The sequence below is a fragment of the Bacillus bruguierae genome, assembly GCF_037104725.1.
GTDB lineage: Bacteria > Bacillota > Bacilli > Bacillales > Bacillaceae_G > Bacillus_A > Bacillus_A bruguierae.
On record NZ_JBAWSX010000010.1, the window covers coordinates 34,264 to 46,830 of the forward strand.

Annotated in this window: 16 protein-coding genes; all 16 read left to right on the top strand. The window is 34.8% G+C overall.

Annotation, left to right across the window (positions count from 1 at the left end; genetic code table 11):
• The first annotated feature begins 1 nt into the window (after position 1).
• The 16 genes from WAZ07_RS16385 to WAZ07_RS16455 all read left to right on the top strand — a co-directional run bounded on the left by WAZ07_RS16385 (position 2) and on the right by WAZ07_RS16455 (position 12,487).
• Entirely contained in the window at positions 2-847 is an 846-nt protein-coding gene (locus WAZ07_RS16385; protein ID WP_336473308.1) for a MerR family transcriptional regulator, read from the top strand.
• A 101-nt stretch (positions 848-948) separates the two neighbouring features.
• Entirely contained in the window at positions 949-1,110 is a 162-nt protein-coding gene (locus tag WAZ07_RS16390; protein WP_336473309.1) for a hypothetical protein, read from the top strand.
• Complete coding sequence (locus WAZ07_RS16395; protein WP_336473310.1) at positions 1,107-1,937, top strand: C45 family peptidase; 831 nt, start codon at positions 1,107-1,109, stop codon at positions 1,935-1,937. The genes WAZ07_RS16390 and WAZ07_RS16395 overlap by 4 nt, the downstream gene beginning before the upstream one ends.
• Before the next feature lie 2 nt (positions 1,938-1,939).
• Positions 1,940-3,040 (top strand): C45 family peptidase, encoded by a 1,101-nt coding sequence (locus tag WAZ07_RS16400; protein ID WP_336473311.1) that lies wholly within the window; start codon positions 1,940-1,942, stop codon positions 3,038-3,040.
• Between the two features lie 13 nt (positions 3,041-3,053).
• Entirely contained in the window at positions 3,054-3,359 is a 306-nt protein-coding gene (locus tag WAZ07_RS16405; RefSeq protein ID WP_336473312.1) for a MazG-like family protein, read from the top strand.
• A 600-nt stretch (positions 3,360-3,959) separates the two neighbouring features.
• Positions 3,960-5,102, top strand: a complete 1,143-nt coding sequence (locus WAZ07_RS16410; RefSeq protein ID WP_336473313.1) for a DUF6688 domain-containing protein — start codon at positions 3,960-3,962, stop codon at positions 5,100-5,102.
• Positions 5,103-5,289: 187 nt separating this feature from the next.
• Positions 5,290-6,108, top strand: coding sequence for an alpha/beta fold hydrolase (locus tag WAZ07_RS16415; RefSeq protein ID WP_396550988.1), 819 nt, complete (start codon positions 5,290-5,292; stop codon positions 6,106-6,108).
• A 358-nt stretch (positions 6,109-6,466) separates the two neighbouring features.
• Positions 6,467-7,000, top strand: coding sequence for a MarR family winged helix-turn-helix transcriptional regulator (locus WAZ07_RS16420; protein WP_336473439.1), 534 nt, complete (start codon positions 6,467-6,469; stop codon positions 6,998-7,000).
• A 112-nt stretch (positions 7,001-7,112) separates the two neighbouring features.
• Positions 7,113-7,619, top strand: a complete 507-nt coding sequence (locus tag WAZ07_RS16425; protein WP_336473315.1) for a hypothetical protein — start codon at positions 7,113-7,115, stop codon at positions 7,617-7,619.
• Complete coding sequence (locus tag WAZ07_RS16430) at positions 7,616-8,482, top strand: SDR family oxidoreductase (RefSeq protein WP_336473316.1); 867 nt, start codon at positions 7,616-7,618, stop codon at positions 8,480-8,482. The genes WAZ07_RS16425 and WAZ07_RS16430 overlap by 4 nt, the downstream gene beginning before the upstream one ends.
• Before the next feature lie 379 nt (positions 8,483-8,861).
• Positions 8,862-8,993 (top strand): hypothetical protein, encoded by a 132-nt coding sequence (locus WAZ07_RS16435; protein ID WP_336473317.1) that lies wholly within the window; start codon positions 8,862-8,864, stop codon positions 8,991-8,993.
• A gap of 643 nt (positions 8,994-9,636) precedes the next feature.
• Complete coding sequence (locus tag WAZ07_RS16440; RefSeq protein ID WP_336473318.1) at positions 9,637-10,068, top strand: DUF7832 domain-containing protein; 432 nt, start codon at positions 9,637-9,639, stop codon at positions 10,066-10,068.
• 249 nt (positions 10,069-10,317) lie between these two features.
• On the top strand, positions 10,318-10,473 hold the full coding sequence (gene tnpB, locus WAZ07_RS26275) for an IS66 family insertion sequence element accessory protein TnpB (protein WP_413788904.1): 156 nt from the start codon (positions 10,318-10,320) through the stop codon (positions 10,471-10,473).
• 213 nt (positions 10,474-10,686) lie between these two features.
• Entirely contained in the window at positions 10,687-11,718 is a 1,032-nt protein-coding gene (locus tag WAZ07_RS16445) for a M4 family metallopeptidase (RefSeq protein WP_336473319.1), read from the top strand.
• 257 nt (positions 11,719-11,975) lie between these two features.
• On the top strand, positions 11,976-12,101 hold the full coding sequence (locus WAZ07_RS16450; RefSeq protein ID WP_336473320.1) for a hypothetical protein: 126 nt from the start codon (positions 11,976-11,978) through the stop codon (positions 12,099-12,101).
• Positions 12,098-12,487 (top strand): hypothetical protein, encoded by a 390-nt coding sequence (locus tag WAZ07_RS16455; protein WP_336473321.1) that lies wholly within the window; start codon positions 12,098-12,100, stop codon positions 12,485-12,487. Before WAZ07_RS16450 ends, WAZ07_RS16455 begins: the two co-directional genes overlap by 4 nt.
• Positions 12,488-12,567: the final 80 nt, after the last annotated feature.

The window sequence follows — 12,567 nt, forward strand, 5'->3', positions numbered from 1 at the left end:
AATGTACTCTATCGGTAAATTTTCTAAAATATGTAATGTTCCTGTTAAAACATTACGCTATTATGATGATATTGGTTTACTAACACCTTCTTACATAGATCCTGTAACAAACTATCGGTATTACGACTATGAAAAAATTCAAGTTATGAAAAAAATTATGCTTTTAAAAAGTTTTCAATGCTCCTTATCTACTATTAAGGAATTAATTGAAAGTGCTAGTCGATTGCAATGGACAAGCGTATTAGAACATAAAATTTGTGATCTTGAATATCAAAAAGAGCAAATTTCTAAACAAATAGAAGAAATGAAAATGTTAAAAATGCAAATAGAAAAAGAAACTTCTATAATTCCAGGACCTGTTTTATCTAGCTGTTATATTGAAAATCGAAAGGAAATAACAGTCTATGCTATTCGTAAGAGAATAAAGATAAAATTTATAGATCAATTGGTTAAAAATTTATTTGATCGAGTTTATGCTTTTAATCTTGTAGTTAACGGAAAGTTAATGTCTATCTTTCACGAAAGAGATTTGAATCAAAAAGAGGCGGATGTAGAGCTACTTCTTCCGGTAAATGATACGAATAAGATAGACGGCTGTAAAATTTTAGCTAGTGGGATATACGCGTGCACTACTGTTAAAGGTCCTTATTCAGAATTGGATGTAGGATATAAAGTGTTGGAAAGTTGGATAAGAGAACAGAATCTAACTCAGATAGGAAAAGGGATAGAGATTTATGAAAAAGGACTTGTTCCGTCCAATTTTAATATAAGGGATATAAGGCCAGATTTAAACAGACATCCATCAGAATTTATCACCAAAATATGTATACCAGTTAACAAGAATTAGAGTTAGCTAACAATTTTTTTACAAAAACAGAGTAAACCCTCCAGTAACTGGAGGGTTTATTATTTATATATACAAAGAAATACACAATGGAGGGAATAATAATGTATCATCCGAGATTAAAAGGAAATGCTTATGAAGCCGGAAAGCATTATGCAAAAATCCTTTATAAAAATGGATTTCGGTTTCCAAAAGTAACTGAAGAAAAATTAAAATTTGGAGAGGCCGCAAGCCTATTCTTAGTGAATTTGATCCGAATGTTGTGAAGGAAATACAAGGATTTGCTGATGGCTGCCATTCTTCTTTTGAAGAAGTCAGTTCTTTTCTGTTAAGTATAGGAGTATTTGAATTGAACGGTCAATGTAGTATTTTTTCAGCTTTTAATGGAAGCGAAATGATTATTGGGCGTAATTATGATATGCTCTTTAATTTGAAGAAAACTACTGAGTCCTCATTCGTTTGTTTTGAGGATAAAAATAAATATCTTGGTCATTCGGATTGTTTTATTGGAAAAGTTGATGGGATAAATCAATATGGTTTATTTGTCGGAATTACATCGGTTCCTTATGAAAGAATTCAGCCAGGATTGAATTTTTATTTTGCCGTTAAATACATTTTAGAAAATTGTTGTACTGTAGAGGAAGGTATAGAAGTATTGAAAGGTTTTCCAAGTTCGGTTGCTAATAACTACTTATTAGCGGATTCATCAGGAAAGATGGCTGTTGTAGAGATTACTCCTAACGACTATAATGTACGCTTTCCTACTAATAATTATATCCATTGCACAAATCATCATGAAAATACATCAGCATGTGAAAGTTGGAATTGGAGCAAATCAAAAGAACGTTTTGAAACTTTAGAATTACGTCTTAAAGAAAACGTAAATCAAATAAACCTTTCTATTGCACAATCAATTATGTCGGAAACGAAAGGACATGTTTGTTTAAATTTAAAAGAACATAATTTTGGTACGCTTTTCTCTGTTGTAGCAAATTTAAATACATTAGATGTAAGGAGAGCGGAAGGGCAACCAAATAGGGCAAAATACATATCAGATAGACGATTAATAGATGCGATTTTAAAGGAGAGATAAATATGAATATATTTCAAGCCTACTTTTCTTTTCTTGAAGGAAATAGTTATGAGATTGGTAGAAGGCAAGGAGAAGAAATAAAAAAGAATCCTTATGCAATGAATGTACTTGTATCATCTGAATCAATAGATGAAAGTAAATTTAAAAATATGAAAAAGTTAATTGAGCAGTACTGTCCTGGTTTAAATGAAGAACTAGAAGGATTTGCAGATGCACTTGGTGTAAAGTCTAGTTATCTGAACTTTTACGATGAAGTTTGGTTACAATCAGGAGGATGTAGTTTAGGTGCTATTTTACCGTCTAAAACAATTGACAATAAAACTTATGTCCTTAGAAACTACGATTTGTCACCAGCAATATCTGATATGAGACTATGCACGACAAAAGTTCAAGGTAAATACAGTCATACTGGATTCTCTGTTTCTTACTTTGGTCGAAGTGAAGGCTTAAATGAGAAGGGGTTCTGTGTAGCTTTTGCCTCATGTGGTATTCCAGTTGGAAAGCATATAGGAATGAAAAAGCCCGTCACCAAAGGACTGCAATTTATGGTAATAGTGAGAGCCTTACTTGAAAATTGTAAAAATGTTGAGGAAGGAATTCGGTGTTTAGAGGACATGCCTATTGGAGCGAATATGAATTTACTCTTAGCCGATGCAAATGGTGAAGCAGCTTTATATGAAACGTATGATGGCGCTAAAGCTGTAAGAAAAACGGATCGCGACTATTTAATCGCAACGAATCATGCTCTATTTCCTGAAGTTGAAAGTCTTGAATTAGGAAGATTCGTTCATTCACAACTACGATTTAATATTTTAGAGCATAAGTTTAGTGCGAGTGGTAAAAGATCTGTTGGCGAATTACAGAAACTCATTTCTACTGAATTTCCAGAGGGGTTGTCCGTTCATAATTACCAAGAAAATTTTGGAACTGTTCATTCAGTATTATTTAATCTTACTGATTGTCAGCTTGAATTTTCCTTTGGGTCACCGGTGCAAAATAAGATATATAAGATTGGCGTAGGTGATAGTTTTTTGAAAACATCGTTACCAGTTAAATTTCAGAATAGAGAATACGGAACAGATTTTTGGAGAGTTTCAAAATAGGGGGATTGGTAAAGTGAGAATATCTACATTACAAAGAGAGGTTAGAGAGTTTAGTAAAAGTAAAGGTTTTGAGAACGCAACGATTGAAGAAAGAACCTTATTTTTGGTTACAGAAATAGGAGAGGTCGCCCAAGAAGTTTTAAAAATCTCTTCCAAACCTGATTCTGAGAATAGTAATGAATTAAAGGAACAATTAAGTTTTGAAATTTACGATGTGGTATGGAATCTTTTTGATCTTGCTAACAAACTTGATATTGACTTAGAAGATGCATTTAGAAAAAAGAGTGAGATAAATAAATATAGACATTGGGATGTATAGAAAAAATTAGCTTATATACTTTACTTAAATTGATTTCACTTGAAATAACGGACAGTAAGGTTTTTTTATCCCGCTACTTTAAGGGCAGTAAGACTCCCACTCAAGATTCTGGGAAAACATTGTCCAGCTCCAGTGGCTAGAATGTTCGGTGGCTTCGCTTCTTCCTACGAGGTAAAAACTCCTCTACATTAGAAGCTCCATCCCCCTCACATTCTGAACGAGCCACTTCCGCTTTTCTTAAGAAGATAGGTGGGAGATAACTTCCAGTAAGAGCCCGATTGGGTGGGCTTTCCATCAATGGGGATGAAGAAAAACCCCCGCTGATGGAAGTTTCACTTTATTCAAATATAGGTATAGGACAGTTTAGGTATAAATGTTATAATTTGGTGACGAACTATTGGAGTAGTCCCTCTTTAATTAACGGATGTGATTCTAGTACAAGGAATTGTGTCCTTTTTATTTATCATCAAACATTTACACTCATATTTTTTCTCATGCCTAGGATTATTAATAACGAGAAATAGGGTGACAGTTTCTTTTGTAAGAGGGGAACTTTTAAAATACTAGCAAAGTTGTTGCTGAATTAGAGGAGGGAGAGAGTTGCTTGTTTTTATAAAGCTTCTTATATTTATTTCAATTCCTGTGTATGCCTTTTTTAGGACGTTTCAGAATTTTATATTTATAAAGGAGAAATCGCAAGATGTAAAGGATAAACCAGTCATAATCAAAGCGATAGATGTTTATACCTCTATAATTATTTATTGTTTATTTATGCTTGGTTTTTTTCTAAATGGAATGGCAGCAGGTGCTGGTAAGTCATTGCATATTTTTGAAATGACTGGTGCTAAGGATAATGGATATGCTTCTCTTGCAAATGAATATGTAGTTTCAGTAATTGTCTTATTAACACTAGGTATGATTAGCTTTTGGATTGTAAGCTTTACTTATGGGGATCTTCCCCCGCTTGTTTATGTGGTATGCAGTACATTAATGATATTGAATATCATATTTGCAGTTGCTTATCTCACTCATACAGTCTGCTCACATGATGGTGAAGAATTTTCGATTTTCTTTCTGCAAACCAGCTTTCTATCATTGCTTTTTTTATATATCGCAAGTTTGAAAGAATCTCTAAAGCATTTTCTTGATAGCCAGCATGAAAAAGAGATTGAGTACAACAATAAATGTATGTTATTTCTCTTAAGGATATGTAATAACTATCAAAAGATGTCAAAACTATGGGCTATCAGCTTATTTCCAGTCCTGATTATCATCCAGCTCATTTTGGTACTGTTTGGACAACGACCAGATAGCCTTATTCGTGTGTTTCTTGAAACAAGCTCTTTCAACTATTCGAATATCCCGGCGCCAAAGCCAGAAATAGTGAAGGGTGACGGACATTATTTGTGTACTGTCTCTGCTAGAGGGCATAAAAAGTTGGTCAAGCCAGTCAGGGCAGGTATTAGAGCTGGAGCAAGAATCCCTGTGAACCGCCAGCTACTAATTGCCAATGCATTTGAGAATATTCTTGAACAATATGTTCCAAACTTACATAAAGCTATTCGTAACTTTTATGACAAGTATGGCTATCCAATCAGCAGACACATCAATTCAAAGTGGTCCGCAGACATCATTTATCTTATTATGAAGCCTTTGGAATGGTTATTTCTTGTTGTGTTGTATGCGGTGGACAAAAATCCAGAAAACAGAATTCATATACAGTATAGTGAGTTGAGGAAGTGAAATAACTAGAGACGGTTTGACATGATGACATTCCATACTTATTTTGTTGTAATGATTGATTAATTCAAAATGAAAAGAGATAAAAGTGTTCTTTAACTAACAATAAGAGTCATAAGATTAATCGTTTGGAAAGAAATAGCTTTTACTTTATTATAGTATTAAAAATACTGAAAATTCGGAGTGGATGATAATGGAATGCTTAATAGGGGATGTAAAAGTTCATTATGAAATTTATGGTTCTGGAAAACCAATTATCATGCTTCATGGTTTTTCTCCTGATCATAGACTAATGTCAGGTTGTATGGAGCCTATTTTTTCACAAAGAGAAGGTTGGAAACGAATTTATATCGATTTACCAGGCATGGGACAAACGAGGGGGCACGAATCTATTCAAAATTCAGATGGAATGTTAGATCTTGTTTTAAATTTCATAGATACGATTATTCCAGACGAATCTTTCTTAATTGCAGGCGAATCATATGGCGGATACATAACTAGAGGAGTTATATCCAAAAGAAAAGAAAAAATAGATGGCGCGGCATTTATTTGTCCTTTGATTATTCCGGATATAAGCAAGAGACAGCTTCCTCCGCATACGGTTATTTATCGAGATGAAAAGTTTTTATCTCAGTTAAGTACGGAGGAATGTGAGAATTTTAGTTCGAATTTTGTAGAGCTTAATGAATATAATTGGCAACGTTATCTTGAAGAGATTATATCAGGAATTAAAATAGCAGATGAGGCGTTTTTAACAAAGTTAAAGGAACAATATGCTTTTTCGTTTGATGTGGATAGTCAGTTATCGCTGTATGAAAAACCAAGCCTCTTTTTATTGGGTAAACAGGATTCAGTAACAGGCTATAAAGATGCTTGGGAGTTGCTTGATAAATTTCCCCGGGCCACTTTTGCAGTTTTAGATAAAGCGGGACATAACTTGCAGATTGAGCAAGATGTTTTATTCCATTCGTTAATAAATGAATGGTTAGATAGAGTAGAAGAAAAATGATTATAGAAAGTTTTTTAAGTTTAATATTTGGAACATGTAATAGTTTAACGAAATCAGCTATTAATAAAAATTTCTATTATTTGGACGTAATACAAGTAAGCTTGTTCGCCAATCTTGTCGCTTCAAAGATTAAAATGTGTTGACAGAAAAAGTAATTAGGTGCCATATTATAAATATGACTAACATAGGCTAGTAAAGCTAGCCTATTTTTACTGTTATATAGTTAGTTCCCTAATTATATAATGCTAAAAGTAATTGGTGAATGACTTGAAAGAAGAAAGAAGGTACATATATGAGCAATATGAAAGATTCGGAAAAAGCGGAAGATGCTTATGCTGTTCCGCCTTCTGGTTCCGATATGAAAGTAACAAATTACAATGATACTGTTCCTTCACTTATACAATCTAAGCGTCAAATTGATCGTTACAATTTAGACGTTGACGCACAAGCTGTTCTCGTTGCGACTAGGCTAATGGCAGCGGGAGCTAAGCTTGGACATGCCACGGAGATTCATTTCTCTAGATTCGGTTTATCAACAGGGCGCTATCGTTTACTGGCAGACCTTGAAGATAACGAAGGGGAAGCGTTACCTTCGCAACTGGCGGAACATCTAGGTGTCACACGTGCTACTGTGACAGGCCTAATCGATACCCTTGAGAGAGATGGTCTCGTATCCCGGCGACCTAGTTCAAAAGATGGTCGGCAGAAATCGGTCATTTTAACGGAGCGAGGAGCAAAGAAGCTTCGTGAAATGGCTCCAGAGCATTTCGCAAGGCTAGAAGCCATGGTCGGCCTACTTAGTATCGAGGAGCGCAGTGTATTTCTTGATTTGCTTAGCCGAGTGACAGAAGGCATCTCAGCACTTACAGAAGAACTAGATGAAACATATTAGCAATAATTAGAAAGGGCTAGTAGAGCTAGCCTATTTTTCCTTTTATATAGTTAGGTTCCTAATTATATAAAAGGAACTGCTGAAAGCATTTAAAAAGAAAGGAGGTGAATACATGAGAAATATAAAATATCCGGATAAAATGGAAGGTGTATATGCTATTACGGATACGGGTACCAAGGCAAAAACTTTTGTATTATGGCGTGAAGTATTAATGGCTTATGTTGCCCCAGTCATCATGGCAGGGATTGGGGGACTGATTACCGGTAGCAAGGACCTTCAAATTGCTGCATTGACAACAATTGGAGGAACATCAGCCATAGTAGCTTTGATACTTGGTCTTTGGTTAGAGAGACGAGGAATTCATAATCAATGGCTTATCGGTGTAAATCACTTAGTTGTGATGGTAGTTTTCACATTAATCGGGGCTGCGATTGGCATTTTTGCTGCGTGGATGACAACTTTTTTAATGGGAGTGTTCGGGCCGTTCAACCACTTTGTCTGGCTCAATCGGGTGTGGATTGATTTTCCGCTATCTGCAGTAATTGCGAGTGCAATGATAACATGGCGGTGGCGTATGAACCTTAAAAAAATATTTCATTCAAAGGAGAATAGAAGATGATTGTTATGATTGGGGCAACGGGTATGATTGGCGGTGTACTTTTGAAACGTTTAGTTAACCAGAGTATTCCTGTTCGGGCACTGAGTAGAAATCCTGAAAAATTGCGTATCCAGATTGGAGATTTAGACCAGTCACTTATTGAAATAACATTGGCTGATGCAGCTGAACCTGAATCGTTGCGCCGTGCGTTTACAGGGGCGAACCAGCTTTTTCTTGTGATGTCTAACAGTCCTAGACAAGTTGAACTGGAGACTTCAATTATTCGTATTGCTGCAGAAGTCGGAATTGAGCACATCGTAAAAGTATCTAGTCCAGCTTTTAATCAAAACGCTCCAGTAGCAGTAGCAAGATGGCATCATGAAATTGAGAAAACTCTAGCTGAATCTAGTATTACTCATACTGTGCTACGCCCATATGCGTTTATGCAAAACTTACTACGCTTTGCACCGACAATTGTAACGCAAGATGTTTTCTACGGTTCTATGGGTAATACTGCATGTAACTTCATTGATTGCCGTGATATTGCAGATGTTGCTGCAGAAGTTTTGACTAACAGTAAGGTAGCTGGCAAAGTATATACACTTACCGGCTCTGAAGTATATAGCTATCCACAAATTGCAAGCAAACTATCCGTTCTATTAGGTCGGCCAATTCGCTATATCAATATGGACCCTCAAGTATTACGACGTAATCTAATCGAGCATGAACACATGCCTCCGTGGCTTGCAGATCACGTTTTAGAAATTCAAGCTATGTCTGTGATACTGCCAGAAAGACCTACGGATACTGTGAAACAGTTGCTTGGTAGAGAGCCCTGTAAGTTAGATGACTTTTTGTGTGAGAATATAGAAAATTTCCAGTAAGAGAAAACAAAACAAGTTGAATGAGAACGAAAATGATTTTTAGTTATAGAAGGGATAGCGCCACATCACTATGAAGCTAAGAAAAGCAAATATCCCAAAATGAGAAAATTAACATCTCCAGGTGAAATGTACAATTTTTTTGTTTTGGGGGCGTTATAAAATTTTTAAGTTGATGGATATGTGACTATCCCCCTATACATTGAAACCACTTATAAAACCGAAAAAATATGGATTAAATTACCATTTAGTGATATAATTAACTATATTCATATGTTGACTCTCCACTATGGAGCTGACGCTAGCTGTACTACTCCTTCTGGTTGCCATTGTATTAAGAGCTGTAAGTTACAAAACAATAAATACGACGGAGGCGATGTCTATGAAACCACTTTTAAAATCCATGCTTAACATTCAATTGGCTGTAACAGTTGTATTTGAAACTCTTTGGGCAGGAATTGTTGGTGTCGTAGCGGGCAGTGAGCATATGAATGTAGAAGCACTTGTTCAATAATTTTATTAAAAGTCAAGGTATTACTTGGAATGTTTGATAATAACACATTACAATATAATGTTAGACATTACATTGTATAAAAAATGAAGGATAGGTGAGCATAATAAAATTTGCTTTAACTATCCTTTTTTGTACTACAAATGACCTCGCTTAATATAACAAAAATAATGAATGTGTTGTATTAATCCCGATAGAAACCACTTTTAATCCGGCGTTTTATCTTTTCGAAATTAGTCTCAATTTTTTGAGGTGAATTTTTATTTATTTGAATATTAATAAATGTATATAATGTTATTTTTTTCTAAAAAATGTTATCATTATCTATGTTATATGGCAATTCATGTAAGAGGAGATAAAGAACTTGAAGGATGGAACTAAAGTGATTAGTGATTTGAAAAATGCAGCCTTATATTCATTAAAAGGCCATTGGGGATTAGAAACAGGATTATTATGTCATTCCCATAATTGGTAGTTCTATGGTTGGAGGAACACTATTTGCGCTGTATGGCTTATTTGGTTGGATGATGGGCCCTCTCTACTTAATTTTAGTAAATAGAGATAATATTATGGAAGGAAAAACAGTTATCTAGTAGAGACTACATTAGATGCAAAATGAATGAGATATGAAAAGGAGTTGGACACGGTGATTTATGATAAGGCAAAGTACTATTATGATGATCTTCCAGAGGATTTGCCAATTGAACAAGCATATGTACATACTGGTATGTTTCTTGGGTGGATAGTTGAAAATAATTTATTTAGTAAAGAATTTGAAGAAAAGTCTCAAGATGATATTAATAGGTTTAAGCTTAGACAAATCACTGGTACGCAAATCTATATGAAGTGGGGTGGTGTGTTTGCAGACGACATGTTAAATGATGAGGGCAATCAATTTGCAATGTATTACTTTAATAACGATAAACGTTGGAAGTATATGGATAATTATATGGATGTTTTTGTAGATGCTGGCGAAACACTTTATCATGTACAAGATACTTGGGAAAATTATTTTGAATTAAAAGAAGAGATTGATTATAGCTATATGTTTTGGAAAAACAACATACAGAAACTGTAACAACTTATTATCGAAAAAAATATTAGTTACGAAATACGAAAAAACAGTATATAGAGAGGTTGATAGAGGAGTTGACGTTTTAGCACCTGAAGGCGAACGTGTTGGATGATATGGTAGCGGAGTTAGAAGACTAACGGTATAGTGGCGTAAAATTAAGACTGCCTGTAACGGGTGGTCGATTTTTTTATTCGATCACTGTAACTTTTGAATAAAGTTTGATAAAAACAGTGGTTTTGCATTATATATTAAATTCTTGTTTGGGAACATAATGGTTTCTGGTTGTACTCTCGCAGGTTGGAAAGGGGAATGTTTTACTGGCCAACTGGGCATCTCCAACTGACGGAAAGCCCGTCCAATCGGGTACATGCCAGCAGTTATTCCTGCCTACTCTTCTTTGTTCCCTGAGAATCTTAAGTTAGGGGATCTTAATGCATGTCAATGAAAAATATAACAAGAGTAGCGTCTACAGATAGCGCTGCTCTTTTTTGCATGAACTTTATAATTAAATACCCCGAATTTCCTATCTAAATTTTCTGCAATTTCAGATAGGAGGTTGTGTACTATTATCACTAGAATTATATAAAAGTCTCAAAAAAATAGGGATGGGGAGTGGTATTTTTGAAAAAGAAGGTTTTATCTTCAACATTAGCTTTATCTATAGCTTTAGGGGCATTTGCGACATTAGGCACGTCACATACATATGCAGCAGAGCAAAAAATTCAATACAACCAAGAATTTCAGACACCATCTTATATTGGGGAAGAGTGGAAAGCACCGAAAGGACTAGATAAAAAAGAAACTGTGTTCGAGTATTTAAAGAGTAAGAAAGACATGTTTAAATTAGCAGGAAATATAGAGAGACATTTTGAAATCGTTAGAGAAGAAAAAGACGCAGAAGCAGAAACAACGCATGTAAATGCAGAAAAAGTATACGACTATTATAAGAAAACATTTTATCGTAATTCCTTTGATAACGAAGGAGCGAAGTTAATTTCTTTTGTTCACGTAGGGGAAAACTGGAATAACGCTGTGTGGAACGGTGTGTCTATGGAGTATGGTGATGGAGATGGAAAAAAATTCACTTCATTTTCTGCAAGCTTAGATGTTGTTGCCCATGAGTTAACACATGCTGTAACAGAGTATACAGCAAATTTAGAGTATCAAGATGAGTCTGGTGCATTAAACGAATCGTTTTCGGATATTTTCGGTGCGATGGTAGACCGTGATGATTGGGAAGTGGGAGAAGATATTTATACACCGGATATATCAGGAGATGCGATGCGTTCCTTAAGTAATCCTGCTTCTATTCCAAACCCATTAGAACCAACTGAAGGTTATCCAGATCATTACAGAAAATTTTACACTGGTCCATATGATAATGGCGGTGTTCATATTAACAGTAGTATCAATAATAAAGCAGCATATTTAGTGTCTGAAGGTGGCACGCATTATGGTGTGGAAGTAAATGGTGTTGGCCGCGAAGCTACAGAAAAAATTTACTATCGTGCCCTTACAAAATATTTAACTGCAAACTCTAACTTTAACATGATGCGCCAAGCTGCACTTCAAGCTGCAGAAGATTTATATGGTAAAAACTCTAAAGAAGTACAGGCTGTAACGAAGGCTTATAATGCAGTTGGTATAGAATAAGACATGAAAAAGACCTGATATATAAGGTCAGGTCTTTTCTTATTGATCAATCGCGAATGCCCAGTGCAATTTTCGCTACGCCTTTATAAACTTATAAAGTATTCATTAAACGATATTGTAAATCTAGGCATTATCATCATAAGTAAAGAGCCTATTTTATTTTATATCTAAAATAAAATAGGCTCTCTCATAACTCGATAAATATATATTTGACGATTACGTTTATATACCCGCATTTCCAGTTATGGTTTTTTTGTATGGCTGGGGACGACCCAACAAAAGAGCATCATGATCCTAGTTTATATTTAGCTTTTGATATAGCAAACAATTTAGGTGTTACAGTTGATCAATTATTTTTGTATGAGGGGCAGGAGGAAAAATGAGTACAAGGAAAATTGGTACCATAATATGTGGGATTGCTACTGTAATTGTAATTGTCTTTACTATTTATAAAATGATAGTAGGTAAAGAAGTTGGATTTAACGAAATTGTTGCTATAGGGTCGTTACTTTCAATGTTTTTGACTAGCATTACTTGGGGAACAAAGGAAGAAAAGGATGGTATTTTGCAGGAAGAAGAACTGGGCCAAAAAATCACTGAGAAAAGCTCTAAAATTAGTTATTTTCTTATCCTTCTTTTTATATTTGGAGCAATTATCGGTGACAAAATAGTAAATGGAACGACTAACATTTTTTTATTAATGTTATTGGGGTTATCGATGATTACACTACCTTTTATTGAGTTCCTTGTTGCAAAAAAATATCAATAAAATAGTTGAAATCCTGTTTTGATTAGATTCAAAACAGGATTTTTTTACGCACTAACAGTTTCTTGATAGAGAGCCATGTA

Excerpts from the sequence above, each read along its gene's own strand:
- WAZ07_RS16385 (WP_336473308.1), top strand. The coding sequence starts at position 2 with ATGTACTCTATCGGTAAATTTTCTAAAATATGTAATGTTCCTGTTAAA.
- WAZ07_RS16390 (WP_336473309.1), top strand. The coding sequence starts at position 949 with ATGTATCATCCGAGATTAAAAGGAAATGCTTATGAAGCCGGAAAGCAT.
- WAZ07_RS16400 (WP_336473311.1), top strand. The coding sequence starts at position 1,940 with ATGAATATATTTCAAGCCTACTTTTCTTTTCTTGAAGGAAATAGTTAT.
- WAZ07_RS16420 (WP_336473439.1), top strand. The coding sequence starts at position 6,467 with ATGAAAGTAACAAATTACAATGATACTGTTCCTTCACTTATACAATCT.
- WAZ07_RS16425 (WP_336473315.1), top strand. The coding sequence starts at position 7,113 with ATGAGAAATATAAAATATCCGGATAAAATGGAAGGTGTATATGCTATT.
- WAZ07_RS16430 (WP_336473316.1), top strand. The coding sequence starts at position 7,616 with ATGATTGTTATGATTGGGGCAACGGGTATGATTGGCGGTGTACTTTTG.
- WAZ07_RS16435 (WP_336473317.1), top strand. The coding sequence starts at position 8,862 with ATGAAACCACTTTTAAAATCCATGCTTAACATTCAATTGGCTGTAACA.
- WAZ07_RS16450 (WP_336473320.1), top strand. The coding sequence starts at position 11,976 with ATGGCTGGGGACGACCCAACAAAAGAGCATCATGATCCTAGTTTATAT.
- WAZ07_RS16455 (WP_336473321.1), top strand. The coding sequence starts at position 12,098 with ATGAGTACAAGGAAAATTGGTACCATAATATGTGGGATTGCTACTGTA.